The sequence below is a fragment of the Rhizobium etli 8C-3 genome, from assembly GCF_001908375.1.
GTDB classification, from domain to species: Bacteria; Pseudomonadota; Alphaproteobacteria; order Rhizobiales; family Rhizobiaceae; genus Rhizobium; species Rhizobium etli_B.
The window spans coordinates 2,668,583-2,683,865 of the sequence record NZ_CP017241.1 but is presented as its reverse complement, the minus strand read 5'-3'; the positions used below and the strand labels follow the sequence as shown (position 1 = coordinate 2,683,865).

19 protein-coding genes are annotated in these 15,283 nt (G+C 59.5%); 7 read left to right on the top strand and 12 right to left on the bottom strand.

Features of this window, described 5'->3' with window-relative positions; all coding sequences use genetic code 11:
* Together proC and AM571_RS13510 are read left to right on the top strand one after the other, a co-directional pair.
* Window positions 1-819: a pyrroline-5-carboxylate reductase gene (gene proC, locus AM571_RS13515; protein ID WP_074061839.1), complete on the top strand. Its 819-nt coding sequence runs from the start codon at window positions 1-3 to the stop codon at window positions 817-819.
* Window positions 820-828: 9 nt separating this feature from the next.
* On the top strand, window positions 829-1,170 hold the full coding sequence (locus AM571_RS13510) for a tRNA-binding protein (protein ID WP_074061838.1): 342 nt from the start codon (window positions 829-831) through the stop codon (window positions 1,168-1,170).
* 42 nt (window positions 1,171-1,212) lie between these two features.
* Here the strand turns inward: AM571_RS13510 and AM571_RS13505 are convergent, their stop codons facing one another.
* From AM571_RS13505 to AM571_RS13490, 4 genes are read right to left on the bottom strand one after another with little or no spacing between them, the layout of a single operon-like run.
* Complete coding sequence (locus AM571_RS13505; RefSeq protein WP_074061837.1) at window positions 1,213-1,794, bottom strand: DUF1349 domain-containing protein; 582 nt, start codon at window positions 1,792-1,794, stop codon at window positions 1,213-1,215.
* 7 nt (window positions 1,795-1,801) lie between these two features.
* Window positions 1,802-3,178: an ATP-binding protein gene (locus AM571_RS13500; RefSeq protein WP_074061836.1), complete on the bottom strand. Its 1,377-nt coding sequence runs from the start codon at window positions 3,176-3,178 to the stop codon at window positions 1,802-1,804.
* A 28-nt stretch (window positions 3,179-3,206) separates the two neighbouring features.
* Complete coding sequence (locus AM571_RS13495) at window positions 3,207-3,905, bottom strand: response regulator (protein ID WP_074061835.1); 699 nt, start codon at window positions 3,903-3,905, stop codon at window positions 3,207-3,209.
* Window positions 3,906-4,349 carry a MarR family winged helix-turn-helix transcriptional regulator gene (locus AM571_RS13490; RefSeq protein ID WP_074061834.1) on the bottom strand — a complete coding sequence of 148 codons (444 nt, stop codon included), beginning with the start codon at window positions 4,347-4,349 and terminating at the stop codon, window positions 3,906-3,908.
* Between the two features lie 295 nt (window positions 4,350-4,644).
* Here AM571_RS13490 and AM571_RS13485 point away from each other — a divergent pair, with 295 nt between their 5' ends.
* Complete coding sequence (locus AM571_RS13485) at window positions 4,645-5,538, top strand: branched-chain amino acid aminotransferase (protein ID WP_074061833.1); 894 nt, start codon at window positions 4,645-4,647, stop codon at window positions 5,536-5,538.
* Between the two features lie 294 nt (window positions 5,539-5,832).
* Here AM571_RS13485 and AM571_RS13480 read toward each other — a convergent pair whose 3' ends face one another.
* Window positions 5,833-6,450: a DUF1236 domain-containing protein gene (locus AM571_RS13480; protein WP_074061832.1), complete on the bottom strand. Its 618-nt coding sequence runs from the start codon at window positions 6,448-6,450 to the stop codon at window positions 5,833-5,835.
* 276 nt (window positions 6,451-6,726) lie between these two features.
* Between AM571_RS13480 and AM571_RS13475 the strand changes: the two genes are divergently transcribed.
* Window positions 6,727-7,371, top strand: a complete 645-nt coding sequence (locus tag AM571_RS13475; protein WP_074061831.1) for an MBL fold metallo-hydrolase — start codon at window positions 6,727-6,729, stop codon at window positions 7,369-7,371.
* A 68-nt stretch (window positions 7,372-7,439) separates the two neighbouring features.
* Here the strand turns inward: AM571_RS13475 and AM571_RS13470 are convergent, their stop codons facing one another.
* The 6 genes from AM571_RS13470 to AM571_RS13445 form a co-directional block, all read right to left on the bottom strand.
* Complete coding sequence (locus AM571_RS13470) at window positions 7,440-7,853, bottom strand: BA14K family protein (RefSeq protein ID WP_074063240.1); 414 nt, start codon at window positions 7,851-7,853, stop codon at window positions 7,440-7,442.
* Window positions 7,854-7,999: 146 nt separating this feature from the next.
* Complete coding sequence (locus tag AM571_RS13465) at window positions 8,000-8,215, bottom strand: cold-shock protein (protein WP_007534130.1); 216 nt, start codon at window positions 8,213-8,215, stop codon at window positions 8,000-8,002.
* Between the two features lie 485 nt (window positions 8,216-8,700).
* On the bottom strand, window positions 8,701-9,591 hold the full coding sequence (locus tag AM571_RS13460; protein ID WP_074061830.1) for a DMT family transporter: 891 nt from the start codon (window positions 9,589-9,591) through the stop codon (window positions 8,701-8,703).
* Between the two features lie 328 nt (window positions 9,592-9,919).
* Window positions 9,920-11,095, bottom strand: a complete 1,176-nt coding sequence (locus AM571_RS13455) for a PQQ-dependent sugar dehydrogenase (protein WP_081377080.1) — start codon at window positions 11,093-11,095, stop codon at window positions 9,920-9,922.
* Between the two features lie 39 nt (window positions 11,096-11,134).
* Window positions 11,135-11,416, bottom strand: a complete 282-nt coding sequence (locus AM571_RS13450) for a hypothetical protein (protein WP_155774451.1) — start codon at window positions 11,414-11,416, stop codon at window positions 11,135-11,137.
* A gap of 80 nt (window positions 11,417-11,496) precedes the next feature.
* Window positions 11,497-11,871: a hypothetical protein gene (locus AM571_RS13445; RefSeq protein WP_074061827.1), complete on the bottom strand. Its 375-nt coding sequence runs from the start codon at window positions 11,869-11,871 to the stop codon at window positions 11,497-11,499.
* 345 nt (window positions 11,872-12,216) lie between these two features.
* On the opposite strand from AM571_RS13445, the gene AM571_RS13440 reads away from it, so the two are divergent.
* The 3 genes from AM571_RS13440 (at window position 12,217) to AM571_RS36275 (ending at window position 14,452) form a co-directional block, all read left to right on the top strand.
* Complete coding sequence (locus AM571_RS13440) at window positions 12,217-13,419, top strand: pyridoxal phosphate-dependent aminotransferase (protein ID WP_074061826.1); 1,203 nt, start codon at window positions 12,217-12,219, stop codon at window positions 13,417-13,419.
* A gap of 630 nt (window positions 13,420-14,049) precedes the next feature.
* The gene (locus tag AM571_RS13435; RefSeq protein WP_022714246.1) at window positions 14,050-14,334 is read left to right on the top strand and encodes a DUF2188 domain-containing protein; all 285 of its coding nucleotides are present in this window, start codon (window positions 14,050-14,052) and stop codon (window positions 14,332-14,334) included.
* On the top strand, window positions 14,315-14,452 hold the full coding sequence (locus AM571_RS36275; RefSeq protein WP_155774450.1) for a hypothetical protein: 138 nt from the start codon (window positions 14,315-14,317) through the stop codon (window positions 14,450-14,452). Before AM571_RS13435 ends, AM571_RS36275 begins: the two co-directional genes overlap by 20 nt.
* A gap of 9 nt (window positions 14,453-14,461) precedes the next feature.
* Here the strand turns inward: AM571_RS36275 and AM571_RS13430 are convergent, their stop codons facing one another.
* The gene (locus AM571_RS13430; RefSeq protein WP_074061825.1) at window positions 14,462-15,265 is read right to left on the bottom strand and encodes an aminoglycoside phosphotransferase family protein; all 804 of its coding nucleotides are present in this window, start codon (window positions 15,263-15,265) and stop codon (window positions 14,462-14,464) included.
* Window positions 15,266-15,283: the final 18 nt, after the last annotated feature.

The following is a 15,283-nucleotide window of genomic DNA, read 5'->3' as shown; positions in this document are numbered from 1 at the left end:
ATGTCACCATCGTCTTCCGAAACAGTCGTTCTCGTCGGCGCCGGCAATATGGGCGGTGCGATGCTTTCCGGCTGGCTGAAGAGCGGAATTCCGGGATCCTGCGTTGTCGTGGTCGATCCGGGTCCGTCGCCGGCGATGATGAAGGTCATCGGCGATGCGGGCGCGACCCATGCTCCAACCGTTCCCGCCGGCATGAAAGCGGATGTCATTTTCCTCGCGGTTAAGCCGCAGGTGATGGAAACAGTCCTGCCGCCGGTGAAGAGCGCCGTCGGGCCGAAGACGGTGGTCGTGTCGGTGGCTGCCGGAAAGACGCTGGCGTTCCTCGAAAAGCATCTCGGCAAAGCCGCCATGGTCCGCGCCATGCCCAATACGCCCGCCATGATCGGCCGCGGTGTCACCGGCGCCTTCGCCAATCCGCGCGTCAGTGCCGGGCAGCGTGATCGCGTTCATGCGCTTCTTAGCGTCTCGGGTCCTGTCGAGTGGGTTTCGGCCGAATCGGACATCGATGCCGTAACGGCATTGTCCGGCAGCGGCCCGGCCTATGTGTTCTATCTCGTCGAGTGTATGGCAGAAGCGGGCCGTAAACTTGGCCTGCCGGCGGACCTTGCCATGCGCCTTGCACGGGAGACTGTCGCGGGGGCTGGTGAACTCCTACACCAGTCCCCCGACGACGCCTCGAAGCTTCGCCAGAACGTAACTTCGCCAGGCGGCACGACGGCCGCGGCGCTTTCGGTGCTTATGGCAGAAAAAGGCATGCAGCCGCTGTTCGACGAGGCTCTTGCGGCTGCACGCGCGCGTGCCGGAGAGCTTGCCGGTTGAGGATGCGCGATGACTGAAGAAATCACCTACGCCGATTTCGAGCGTGTGGACATTCGTGCCGGCACGATCATTGAGGCCGAGCCCTTTCCGGAAGCCCGCAAGCCGGCGGTCAAGTTGCTGATCGATTTCGGGCCGGAAATCGGCGTCAAGAAATCCTCGGCGCAGATCACCGCTCACTACACGCTGGAAAACCTCGTCGGCCGCCAGGTACTCGGAGTGGTGAACTTCCCGCCCCGCCAGATCGGACCGTTCCGCTCGGAAGTGCTGACGCTCGGCTTCGAAGACGAATCCGGTGCGATCGTTCTTGCTGCAACCGACAAGCCGGTGCCAAACGGCAGGAAGCTGATGTAGTCCGAGTTTGAGACGTAACTGTTCCATACGCCGTGCTGATGATCAGTGAATGTCGCGCGAGGCAGGATCAGTCAGTTCGAAATCATGAAAGATGGCTTCAAAACCGGAGCGCTGCGGCGAACAGAATGCCGGGCCGACCATAACCTCCTCAATCGACGGGTCGAACCAGGCGAGGCGCGCCATTCGCCATTCGCTGATCCGATCGCTCCGGTACTGAATGAAAAGTGCATCCTTGTTGCGGGTAACGCGCAGGGACAGCAGCTCGAAATCGTGCTCGACGCGAAAGGCCGACCAGTCGGAATTGCCATTGGTCACGACGGTGCTGAAATGCTTTGCGCCGTCGGTATATTCGATTCCGCATTTCATCCAGTGTGCTGAATCTGCGCGGACCATCATGCCGGCCTGGTCGTACAGCATTTGATAGCGTCCGGAAAATGTCACCTGTGCCGTGAAGTCGCCCTTGCGCCGGAGATACAGAAAATGGCCGTCATCACGGTGGAACCCGTAATAGGTACCTTGCCAGAAGTCTGTCTTGTGGCCGGACCGAACATGCAATGCACCCTCGTGAAGCTCTGCCAAGGGCGGAGGATTGAGCCAGGTCATCCCGTTCAGGTCGATTGCCATCTGGAACTCACGCTGGGATGCGGATGGTGGCGCGCAGGCCGCCGAGCGGGCTGTCGCCGAGAGTGACATTGCCACCATGGCTACGGGCAATGTCGCGCGCGATCGCAAGGCCGAGCCCGGTGCCGGAATCGTCCAGATTGCGTGCCTCATCCAGACGGAAGAAGGGCTTGAAGACATCCTCGCGGTTCTTTTCGGGAATGCCAGGGCCATCGTCGTCAAAATTCAGAGTCAGCCATTTTGCGCCGTGCTTCGCTTCTATGTTCAGCGAATTGGCATAGCGACGGGCATTGGACGCGAGGTTGGTCACCAGGCGCGTAAATGCGTTCGGCCGAACCGAGATCTTGTCTTCGCCTTCGATCGAATAGGTGAGTTGCTTTTCGTGCAGGGCGAAGTCCGTTGCGATCTTTCCGAGCAGTTCTGTGAGCTTTAATTCTCCGACGTCTTCCTCGATCTCGCTGCGCGCAAAGGCCATGTAGGCTTCGAGCATCGACTGCATGTCGTTGACATCGTCATTCAGTCCTTGGAGTTCCGGGCTGTTGCCGGCAAGGGCAAGCTGTAGCTTGAAGCGCGTGAGCACCGTGCGTAGGTCGTGACTGACGCCTGTCAGCATCGCGGTTCGCTGTTCGATCTGCCGTTCGATGCGTTCGCGCATCAGGATGAAGGCAAGCCCCGCGCGCCTGACCTCATCGGCTCCGCGCGGATAGAAATCATCGTGTTTGTGTCCCTTGCCGAAGCTTTCGGCGGCTTGCGCGAGCGTCAGGATCGGCCGAATCTGGCCGCGCAGAAAAAGAATCGATACTCCGATGAGCACGAGAGAAGCTCCGACCATCCAAACGATGAAGATGTGCGTGTTCGACGCGTAGGTCTGGTTGCGCTTGGTCAAAACGCGCAGGATCTTGTCGTCCAGCTTTATGCGGATTTCGACGAGGCTCGAGTCTCCAACCGTGTCGATCCAGAAGGGGCGTTTGATCTGGTCGCGGATCTCATCACTCAGGATGCCGTCGAGGATGGAGAAGAACGGCTTTTCGCGCGGTGGCGGCAGATCTCCGTCGGGCTCGATCGAAATCTGCAGGTTCAACTGCTCGCGAGCGATGCGAGTGGCCTCGCTGTAATCGGTATCCTGCGGATAGGTTTCGATGATCTGGATGATCGCCGCAATATCTCGGGTGACGGCCATCGACAGGCGTTGCGTCACCATCTGCCAGTGACGCTCCATGAAGACCGCGGCGACGACTGACTGCAGGAGCACCATGGGAATGATGATGATCAGCAGCGAACGGACATAGAGACCGGTCGGCAGGCGGCGGCGCAGCCAGCGGCCGAACCCTTTCCATCCGGAGGCTGGCGATCGTTCTTCGCGGCGCAGGGATTCGAAAGTTACCATGACTGTCGCGATCCTGACGTTGAGGCCATCAATCGATGCTCAGCCTATATCCTATACCACGAACCGTCTGGAGCCAGACAGGATTTGCTGGATCGTCCTCGATCTTGCGGCGGAGGCGATTGATCTGCACATCGATCGTGCGCTCGCCGACATCCACGTCGCTGCCGATGAGCTCGTGCCGCGGAATCGTGTCGCCGGCGCGCTTGGCAAAGAGCAGCATGATTTCCTGCTCACGGTCCGTGAGGCGGATCACTTCCGTTGCCTTCTTCAATTCCTTTCGGGTGAGCGAGAAAGTGTATGGGCCGAACATGATCTGCTCGATCTTGGGCGCGTCCGAGGCGTTGCGGCGCAGGATATTATTGACGCGCAGTACCAGTTCGCGCGGATCGAAAGGCTTCGAGAGATAATCGTCGGCGCCCGCTTCAAGGCCCGCAATGCGATTGCCGGATTCCGCGAGCGCAGTAAGCATGATGATCGGTACGTTCTTGATGGCGCGCAGGCCGCGCGTCACGTCGATGCCGGATTCGCCCGGCATCATCACATCCATGATGATGAGATCGAAGTCGAGCCCGGCAAGCTTGCGTTGCGCCTCGGCACCATCTGCAGCCACAGTCACCCGGAAGCCGTTCTCTGTCAGGTAACGGTTCAAAAGAGCGCGTATTCTGGTGTCGTCATCGACCACCAGCAGATGCGCCGCGTCATCAGAAATGATTGTTTTCCCCGCCATTCAACCCGCTTTCGTTGTTTGTCTGTCCCTCATACCCCTCAGAAATGCCTTCACGCTTTCGCGCACGTCCGGAGCGGCACCGTCGAATGCTCTCTCAATGCGGCGCGATTGCGGCTCCGCCAGAGCGAGCGCGAGCTCGCGCCCGGTCTTAGTCGGATAAAGCTTACGCTGGCGCCGGTCTTCAGGCCCGGCAACCTGACGAATATACCCCGAATCGATCAGTTGTTTGAGTACTCGAGCAAGGCTCTGCTTGGTAATTTTCAGTGTATCCAAAAGATCGGCAACGGTCATGCCCGGTTCACGGTTAACGAAATGCACTACCCGATGATGAGCCCGGCCGAACCCGCTTTTTTCGAGGATCGCATCCGGATCAGATACGAAATCGCGATAAGCGAAGAAGAAGAGCTCGATGATCTCGAAATCGATGATGCCGGTGTTTTCCATCGGTGCGGCCAACGGTTCGGCTTTGGTTACTTTCGAGCTGGTCTGTCGTGTCGCCACGTCATTTCCTTTCTCGTTCTACAGGCCCCGGGGAACTTTAGCAAAGATATGTCAGCTTTGTTGACACAATTTTACGCCGCTGTTAGCGTCCCCGGACTTTGCGGAGGCGGGACGTTCGTTCGAAACCAGCCCGTCTTTCCTCCCCATACAACGCATTTTTCCCCACTGCGTAGTGGATAAATCGTAATATGGGCAACAATCAACAGGCATGGCGTGCGGGCGCCGGAGGATTACGAGAATGGCTTCAGTTCCCTTCGACCAGTTGAATGGCGAAATCTGGTTCAACGGCGAATTCGTGCCGTGGAAGGACGCGAAGGTTCACGTGCTGACGCATGGTCTGCATTATGCCAGCGCGGTGTTCGAAGGCGAGCGCGCCTATGGCGGCCGCGTCTTCAAGCTGACGGAGCATAATCAGCGTCTTCACAAGTCCGCTGATATCCTTGGATTCAAGGTTCCCTACTCGGTCGACGAACTCGATGCGGCAACTATCGAACTGTTGAAGCGCCAAGGCTTTTCCGAGGCCTATGTGCGCCCGATCGCCTGGCGCGGCAGCGAAATGATGGGGATTTCGGCGCAAGCGAACCGGATCAATGTCGCGATCGCCATCTGGCAGTGGGGTAGCTACTTCAATCCTGCCGAAAAACTCAAGGGCATCCGCCTCGATATCGCCGACTATCGCCGCCCCGACCCGAAGACGGCGCCGTCTTCCTCGAAGGCCGCCGGCCTCTACATGATCTGCACCATCTCCAAGCATGCCGCCGAGGCCAAGGGCTATGCGGATGCGATGATGCTCGATTATCGCGGCCAGGTCGCCGAAGCGACGGGCGCCAACATCTTCTTCGTCAAGGAGGGCGTCATCCATACGCCGGTTCCCGACTGCTTCCTTAACGGCATCACGCGCCAGACGGTGATCGAACTTGCCAAGCGCCGCGGCTATACGGTCGTCGAGCGGACAATCCAGCCAGAAGAGCTTTCGAGCTTCAGCGAATGCTTCCTGACGGGCTCTGCTGCGGAAGTGACGCCGGTCTCCGAGATCGGACCTTATAAATTCACGCCTGCGACGATCTCAGAGACGCTGATGAACGACTACATGAAGGAAGTTTATCCGGCCGCGTCTGTTGCGGACGAGTAACGTGCGATCGGACTGAAGTCCGGCCGCGCCTGCCGCGCACTGCACCTTTGTTACCGCGTCCGCCCTCATCATCCGAGGCCGACACGCTTCGAGCCGCCGATGCTGCCGGCAATCAGCCCGGTCAATGCCGCGTGGCCGACGAAAGATACCACCGCCAAGGTTGCGACGTGTCGCGATTTTATCGGTCGAGGAGGAAAGGGCAAACGCGCAATTCATGCGAGATTGAGTTCGGCATGAAGTTGCGGGCAGCTCTGACGCGATGAGGCGGTCAAAAGACCGCCTCAAACTGCAAGCTTACTGATAGACATAGACGATGCGGCGGGTGCCGGGATCGACGAGCACCGGACGGTCGTTGATGCGCACATAGCGGTATTCGTAGTCGGGAATCTCCTGGAAGGTCACGGTATCGGGAACCTCGGCACCCACGACGACATCACCACCCAGCCGAACCGTCTGCGTCGGCGTGGTTTCGATATAGGTGCGGACGGTCTCCGGTGGCGTTATCGCTTCCACGGAACCGACGGGGCCAAGCAGTTCATCGCCCGGCGCGGGCTGCGGATCAGCGGGCACGACGGCTGCGGTCGACTCATACGTCACAGAGGGGACGCCAAGAACGGCCTCGTTCTCTTCGACGATCACCCGGCTGCCTTGGCGCTCGACCTGCAGGTATTTGGCATAGACCCAGCCGCGCATACCGTTGACATCGACGCGGCACCAGCGGCTCCCCTGGATACAGCCATCCAAGATGGCCGCAGAGCCGCGCGTTGCGACGCCGACCGAGGGATATTGCGGGCCTGGCCCGGAACGCACATTGAGGTCGTTGATGGCCGTCGCGCTCATTTCCGCATGGGCAAGGCCAGCGCTCGCGGCGAGCACGGCACCTGCCAGGAAAAGATTTCTCGTGAAGGTCATTCTTTGTCTCCTTGCTTTAGCTGGAGAAGAAAACGCTCCGTTCACCATCTGGTTCCGCCAGTTGGCCGCACGGGCTGAAATCTGGATTCATCGGAAAATCGCAACCACTTGAAATACCAGGATAACTGGGAAGAGCATGCTGCCATTCCAGACGCGATGAACAGTTGTTACGATGCGTCTTGAGGCGTGAGGCAAAGGTGATTCCTGCCAAAAAGCGGCTGGCGTTGATGACCTTTCCGGCTTATCGGAAGCAGGCAGAGACAAGCGAGGCATATCATGAGCATGCTCCAGGCCGGAATCATTCCGGTGACACCGTTCCAGCAGAACTGCACGGTTCTCTTCGATCCGGACACCAAGGAGGGCGTAGTCGTCGATCCGGGCGGCGATGTGCCGGTCATTCTCAAAACGCTTGCTGACAACAGCTTGACCATCAAGCAGATCTGGCTGACGCACGGACATCTCGACCACGCAGGCGGCGCGAAAGAACTGAAGGAAGCGCTCGGCGTTGAAATCGTCGGTCCGCACGAAGACGATCGGCCATTGCTGGAGCGGATCGAGATACAGGCGCAGCAATACGGCATTACCGGTCTTCAAAACGTGGTGCCGGACCGCTGGCTGAAGGATGGCGACAGAATTTCCTTCGGTAGCCACGTGTTTGAAGTCTATCACACACCCGGTCACGCGCCCGGACATGTCATCTATTTCAATCGCGCCCAGAACTTCGCCCATCTCGGCGACGTGCTCTTCAACGGCTCGATCGGCCGAACCGATCTGCCGGGTGGCAATCACCAGAAACTGCTGGAATCGATCCGTGACAAGGTACTGCCTCTGGGAGATGATGTCGGCTTCATTTGCGGGCATGGCCCTGGCAGCCGCATCGGCGACGAACGACGTGGCAATCCGTTCCTCAGGGGTATCTGAGCGTGCCAGACGCCAAAACAAAAGCGCCGCCCGGCAAGCGGCGCCTTGCTTTATAAATCGTTCGCGGATCAGCCTGCGGTGCAGAAGTGCTCACGACCGTCGTTGCCGACGAAAGTGCCGCTTCTCGGGTCGAAGCTGCGGTAGCGGTAAGAGCAGTAACGCTCCCACTGCGGCGTCCAGGGTTCGACATCAGCGCGGACAGGGGCGTAGTAACGCGGCGGTGCGCGGTAAACCGGCACGGCTTCGTATTCCGGTTCATAGGGCGGATCGATATAGCGCGGCTCTTCATAATAGCGCGGCTGATTGGCAATGGCAGAGCCGACGATCAGGCCGGTTGCGAGACCGACGGCGCCGCCGACAAGAGCTGCGTCGCCATTGTCATGATGATGCCAGCGGTCACGGGCGGATGCATCGCCGATTACAGAAAGGGTGAGGGCTGCGGCAGTAGCGGTCAGAAGAAATGTCTTGGCGAGCCTGTTCATGATCAAATCCTGTTGTTGGAACCCCGTGAGCGGTTCCTGCACCGTGATGATGACAAGATAGTGGCGGCTATCTGAACGGGCGCTGAATGACAAAACCCGGCATAGCTGCCGGGCCTGCACTCGAATTCGACGGCCTTGTCGAGGCCTCAGCCCGCAATCTGCAGATTGACGGCCTTGGGGCCTTTGCCGCGGCGATCCGGCTCGGTGTCGAAGCTGACCTTCTGATTTTCCGTCAGGCCGGCAAGGCCGGAAGCCTGAACGGCAGAAATGTGAACAAAGATGTCGGCGCCACCCTTATCTGGCTTGATGAAGCCGAAGCCTTTGTCGGTATTGAAGAATTTTACAGTGCCAGTCTCGGCCATGCGTCAGGTCCTTTTCTCTCTGCCCGCCATCCACACGGGCAGCATCAACTATGTCCCTTGCGGGGCGTTGGCAGGCAATTCTTGAAATTCGAGAAAAAGGTCCCCTCTACCTCGGCCTGTCTCATGACGGGATTATTCCCCGTCTTGGCGAGACCGGCTGACCGGAATATTAGCGTTTCCGGCGCGCACATACTTTAAGGACTTCCCATGCTCGCAAAATGCCCGAACGCCGTGAGATTGCTGCGATTAAGGGGAATTGGCAAGCAAAAGTTTTTTAACGTGTTATCGAAAGCACATTCAGGCCGGCTATCCTATTTGCGCCAAAACGCAAAATTTCGCTCGCAGTCCACCAATGATTAAGGTTTCGTATTGCCTGCAGTATAAGTTGAGGGCAGTTTTTCCCAAAAATGCAACGACAGCGCGTCCTGGCCGCTACGCTAAAATTTTTTCCGCAATTGCCGTCTAAATTCAAAAAAGGCCATAGCTCAGGCGGGCTGGCTGCGTCTTTTTCCGAGCTCCGGTACCAATTCGACCACAAGCATAGCGATAAACATCAGCGCACAGCCCGCATAGCCGAGCGGCGGCATCGTCTCGCCAAGCAGCAGGGCGCCGAGCGCCGATCCGAAGAGCGCCTCGCAAGAGAGGAAGATGGCGGCTTGCGACGGGGTGGTGTAGCGCTGGCCGATCACCTGCAGCACGAAAGCCACGCCCGAAGAGAAGACGCCGACATAGAGGATCTCCGGTGCCGCGCCTAAGATCGCCTCCATGCTGATGGGCTCGAGAAATGCCGCTATGATGAGCGCGGCGACCGCCGTCACGGCAAATTGGCCTGCCGACAGCATAAGCGGCCTTCCTGTCTCGGCGACCGTCGTGCCGGCGAGCGTGATCTGTATCGCCCAGAACGCGGCACAAACGACTGTCAGGCCGTCGCCCGTGCTCAGCGCGGAAAGTTGCCCGCCGGACAGCATGTAGATACCGGCGACGGCCATGATGGAAGCCGGCCAGACGATTAAGTGCGGCGGTCGGCGCAGGAAGGTGACTGCGATCAGCGGCACGAAGACGACATAGAGCCCGGTGATGAAGCTGGAGTTCGTCACGGTCGTCGTCTGAAGCCCTATTTGTTGCGTCGAAGCGCCGCCGAAAAGGGCAAGGCCGATCAAGCCATAACAGCTCAGATGCCGGCGCGTGGTCTTGACACTGGCCTTACGCATTTCAAGGAACAGGAAAGGCAGGACGGCGACGGTCGCGACCGTAAATCGCAACCCTATGAACCAGAACGGACCGATTGCCTTCATGGCCGTAGACTGCGCGACAAAGCCGCCGCCCCAGATGGCGGCGGCAATCAATAGAAGAAGGTTCGCCTGGACGCGCGTCATATCAGTCCTCGATGTGGGGCAGGATGTATCGTGGACGCCTACCAGTTGCATTTCATTCCGGCAAGGGCGAAGGAGGGCTCGTTCGGAGTACCGCGATTGCGTGCATGGCGTCAGGAGAATGACCGCCGGTTATACCGGAGCTTCTCTTGCAAAAAAAGCCGGCCTGAAGGATGGGCAGCGGACCCTGCCGGCGCGCGTGCCCGCTTACGGGATCAGCGGTTTGCCGGCTCTCGCGCATTGATGATGCGCTGCTCGAAGGCGGCGCGCCTGACGACGGTCGTGAGGATTTGCTGCGGGAAATCCTGCTTCGGCTCGGTCTGTGAAGAGCCTAGCCGTTCTGGCGGTCGGAGCGCGAGACACGCAGCAGCGCGCCATCGTCCTCGTCGGTGACGATCAAGAGCGCACCGTCCGGTGCGACGACAACATCCCGCAGGCGACCGTAATCACCCTCGAAAATCTGCTCAGCTGCAACCAGGGTACCGTTTTTATTGCGCTGCATGCGGGAGAGCAGTTCGAATTTGAGCGCTGCGACAAGGAAGTTTCCGTCCCATTCCGGAAACATGTTGCCGCGATAGATGGCGAGCGCGCCTGGCGCGATCGACGGGTCCCAATAATGCAGCGGCTGTTCCAGTCCTTTCTTGGCCGTTCCTTCGCCGATCTTTGAGCCGGAGTAATTGCGTCCATAGCTGATGATCGGCCAGCCGTAATTCTTCCCGGGTTCAATGACGTTGATTTCGTCGCCGCCTCGCGCGCCGTGCTCGACGGTGTAGAGTTTACCGTCGGCGATGTCGAAGGTGATGCCCTGCGGGTTGCGATGGCCCTTCGACCAGATTTCCGGCAGCGCCTTTGCGCTGTCCTTGAACGGATTGTCCGCAGGGATGCTGCCATCGGCATTGATATGCACGATCGAGCCGGCATCATCCTTCCAGTCCTGCGAGCGATCGGGATCGCCGCGATCGCCGATGCTGATAAAGAGAGTACCGTCGCTCGCGATGGCGATGCGCGAACCGTATTGAATATTGCCCCCGGTGAACTTTTTCATCGTGAAGATCGTCTTCACGTTCTCGAGTCTGCTGCCGTCGGCGGCGAGCCTGGCGCTGAAGGCTTTGGTTCCCGAGCCTTTTCGATTGGCGGTCGAAGCCGTGAAATAGATCGTGCGGCTCGTTGCAAAATCCGGCGCAACGGCCACATCCATCAAACCGCCCTGGCCACGGGCGCGCACGTCGGGCACGCCTCCGATCGGATCTGAGAGCTTGCTGTCCTTGACGATCCGCATCCGCCCTGGCCGTTCGGTCACCAGATAGGCGCCGTCAGGCAGCGCTTCCACAGCCCACGGGTGTTCGAGCCCTTCGGCCAGGGTTTCGACGATCACTGCGACTTTCTCGGTCTCGACCCTTTTTTCTGCCGCCGCGGCGAAACCGGGCGCGAAGAGGGGCGCGCCAAAAAGCAGCGAAGCTGCGAATGTTCTGGCGATAGTCATGTGGCGTTTCCCCATCGCTTTCATCCGCATTCAACGTGGAGCGGAGGCAAGCGCGCTTCAACCTTATTGCGTCGCGGATAACGGCTTTGTGTTTTGAGGTTGAATGGAAATGGTCGGCGTCGTTTCGACCAGCGCGGATCCCGCCAAGGCGCGCTGCACCAGGACCTGCGCGACGGCAGCCTTTCCCTTGATGTAGAAGCCATCGCTCAGCAGCGCGACGCCGTAAAGTGCAAGCCCGGCGATGGCGAGCATAATCATCCGCTCAACCGTCGAAAAGCGCGAGAAAAGGAAACCTTTCTCACGCTGCTGCGGCCCGTCATGGGCTGCGGCAGCAGCTGTCGCCATGGCCAGCTCGATGTAAGAAGGAAGCGGTTCGAATCCGTATGCATCCTGATGCCGGCTTCCGTTGCGGGGATTTGACACCATTACCGGGTCCTCGTGGTCATCAGTCGCTTGATACGGCGGCGCCATACGGCAAGCGCGCCCGCTGCGGTCAGGGCGAAAAGCAGCATGCTCAGCCCGCGCATGATCTGCCCGTCGGCGTGTGTCGTCATCCGCGGCGGCTTCGCCGAAGCCGCCGGCAGGGTGGTCGCTTCGGCTGCTGCCGGCACCGGTGCGGTGACCGAGCCAGTTGTTTGCTCGGTCCTTTGCAATTGCGGCGTCCCTTCGGCGCGAGCTGTCGAAATGACCCCGCATGCCATCATCGTTGAAGCGGCGACGACGCTTGCTGCAATCAAGAAAGAAAGCGAAACCCGGCGGGCACGAAGCCGCGCTGCGGCTCGTTCGTCCTCCAGAAACATTGGCATACCTCAACAAGCAATTGCGGGAGCGCTAAAGATGAGGCCCAGATCCCGGCAGGCTCGCGACCGAATTGCGGCATGCCGTGTCATTTGTTGCGGCATAATCATGGCAAATGCCAAATCCATCGAACTTTTTGATTCCAGCGAAGAAATTCGCATCTCTCCAGAGTGTGATCTTCGCAAAGCGATAAATGCTTCGGTCGCCCCGCCCGACAATTGATCATTAAGAATCATTGGCTCCATCACGCCTTTGCGCTTGAAATGCCGCCGCACATTGGACATAGAGCTAATCGCAGAACTCCGGTCCCGGCCTTCTGCCCGTTTCAATCGTATAGGACCGATATCATGGCCTTTCTTGCTGATGCTCTTTCCCGTGTGAAGCCTTCGGCCACCATCGCCGTCTCCCAGAAAGCGCGAGAGCTGAAAGCAAAGGGGCGCGATGTGATCGGCCTCGGCGCCGGCGAGCCGGACTTCGATACGCCGGACAATATCAAGAAGGCCGCCATCGACGCGATCAACCGCGGCGAGACGAAGTACACGCCGGTTTCCGGCATCCCGGAGCTGCGCAAGGCAATCGCCGCTAAGTTCAAGCGCGAGAACGGCCTGGAATATTCCTGGGAGCAGACGATCGTCGGCACCGGCGGCAAGCAGATCCTGTTCAACGCCTTCATGGCGACGCTGAACCCGGGCGATGAAGTCGTCATTCCGGCTCCCTACTGGGTGTCTTATCCGGAGATGGTGGCGCTTTGCGGCGGCACACCTGTCATCGTCGCGACCACGCAGGAAAACAACTTCAAGCTCCAGGCAGCTGATCTCGACAGGGCGATCACGCCGAAGACCAAGTGGTTCGTATTCAACTCCCCGTCGAACCCGTCAGGTGCTGCCTATACGCATGGCGAACTCAAGGCCTTGACCGAAGTGCTGCTCAAGCATCCACATGTCTGGGTGCTGACCGACGACATGTACGAGCACCTGACCTATGGCGACTTCAAGTTCGCCACGCCGGTCGAAGTCGAACCGAAACTCTACGACCGCACGCTGACGATGAACGGCGTCTCCAAGGCCTATGCCATGACCGGCTGGCGTATCGGTTACGCGGCCGGGCCGCTGCAGCTCATCAAGGCGATGGACATGGTCCAGGGGCAGCAGACCTCCGGTGCGACGTCGATTGCCCAGTGGGCCGCCGTCGAGGCGCTGAACGGCACGCAGGATTTCATCCCGGTGAACAAGAAGATCTTCGAGGGTCGCCGCGATCTGGTGGTTTCAATGCTGAACCAGGCTAAAGGCATCACCTGCCCGTCGCCGGAGGGCGCCTTCTACGTCTACCCGTCTTGCGCCGGCCTGATCGGCAAGACCGCGCCTTCGGGAAAGGCTATCGAGACCGACGAAGATTTCGTTTCTGAGCTGCTCGAAAGCGAAGGCGTCGCCGTCGTGCACGGCTCGGCCTTCGGCCTCGGCCCAAACTTCCGCATTTCCTATGCGACCTCGGAAGCTCTGCTCGAGGAAGCCTGCAAGCGCATCCAGCGCTTCTGCGCTGCCTGCAAGTAAACCAGTTGGCAGATCTGAAGAAGGGCCCGTCAGCGATGGCGGGTCTTTGCCTTTCATCGGGTCGTTGACGGTGGCTGCCTGTGGCGGCATTTGACGCATGAAGACAGTGTCGACCCGTGATCCCAAGATTGGGAAGACTGACCTTGCCCCGCGAGGCCGAGGAGGGGATGCCATCTTGTCTTCGATATTGTTCCCGCAAAAGCCCGCGCCGGGGTGAACCATGAGCGGCCACGCCTTCAAGAGAGCAAGGACAAACGAGGACGCAGATGTTCATCGCACACGACTTCGATGATCCGAAGCCAGCGGCGATCCCCGCAACCGCGCTGGGCGCCAATGCCAGCTCGACGGGCTGCAGCTTGTAACGATCGACCAGGCTGGCAGGCCGTCCGCCGGACTTGAGTTGTGATTCGTTTGTCGACAGGCGATGATCTTCCCTATCAGGCAGTGCGACTGCGGGGCGAATTTGCAGTCTTGTCCATTTAATGGAATACTGCCGATATTGGTCAGCCGGAAGCAATCGCGGCGTGCCTCGTCATTCTCGCCTTGCCGCGCGCGATAGAACCGGATGCAGTCCGGCGACTTTTCGGCTGATTGCCGACAGATCGCGTAACGAGAAAAGAGGAGAGGTGCATGATCAAGGTGGTTTACGAGGTCGTTCCCCATGACGGCGGCTGGGCCTACAGGCTCGGAGAGGTCTATTCCGAAGCATTCCCGTCTCATGCCGAAGCGCTGGAGGCAGCCCGCATCGTCGCGGCCGAACAGCAGGTCGGCGGCGATTCCGCCGAGATCAGCTGGCAGGACGAGAAAGGCAAATGGCATGAAGAATATGCCGAAGGCGGCGACCGGCCGGAGACGGAAGTCGTCGATACCAAATGGAAGGGTGGCGGTTCGGCCGATGTCTCTCCGCGTGCCTGAGCCGAGCGCCCGTTCAACGATCGATTTGAAGAAGCCGCATTTCGGCGGCATTCAGGCGAAGGCTCTTGCGCGCCGCACGATCTGCCGCATGAAGGAAAAATCCTCCAACCTTGATTGACGAAAGCCGCTAGGCTTTTCGCAACTCCGCCAGAGCGATGCGCGCGACGGCAAGCGGGCTCTCAGCAGACGAATTCATGTTGTCGCCGAGGAACCAAGCCGCCGACAGGCCCGAGTAGGCGGCAATCCATCGCAGCAGGCGTTTGGGCTCCATCCCCGTTTCGATGCAAACGATCCGGAGCTGGCGCTGCAGGCGCCCAGGCACGCTGATGGCCGGAAGGTCTTCATTGGCGAAAGTGTTGGCATAGTCGAAGCCACGTTCGCCGATCAGGCCCTTCGGGTCGATCGCAAGCCACCCGTCTTCTTCGAAATCGAGAATGTTGCCGTGGTGAATGTCACCGTGCAGCACGACCGGATCGTGCTGATGGGAAAGCAGTGCTTCAGCGACAGCACTGCATTCGCGAAGAATGCCGCCATAAGTTCTCGCTGCTGGCGCCAGCTCCCGGAACCAGCGGCGGAGCGGAATGAGGCCGGGCAGGGGCTTTTGGCGCGGCGCGTGCAGTCTCTGGACGGTGCGGCAGATGATCCTGCTTGCCTCATCGTCTTCGCCGTCCATCGCCATCTTCAGCAGCGAGCGACTGCCCGTTGCCCGTTCGAGCAGAACAGCCTCGTCATCATGTGCATAAACCTTGGCGGCACCGTTGCCGCCCCACCAGTGCATCAACGCACCGCCGGCCCTTTCGGCCTCGTCACGAGACTTCTTGAGCATTGCCGGCTTGCCGTTCCAAAGAACGGGCAGAAGGTGACTGGAATGGGTGATGATCGGTTCGCCGTCCGGCGCCAGCGACCAGCGGTCGAGATGGGTTTCGAACATGGCGGCATTCTAACGGCA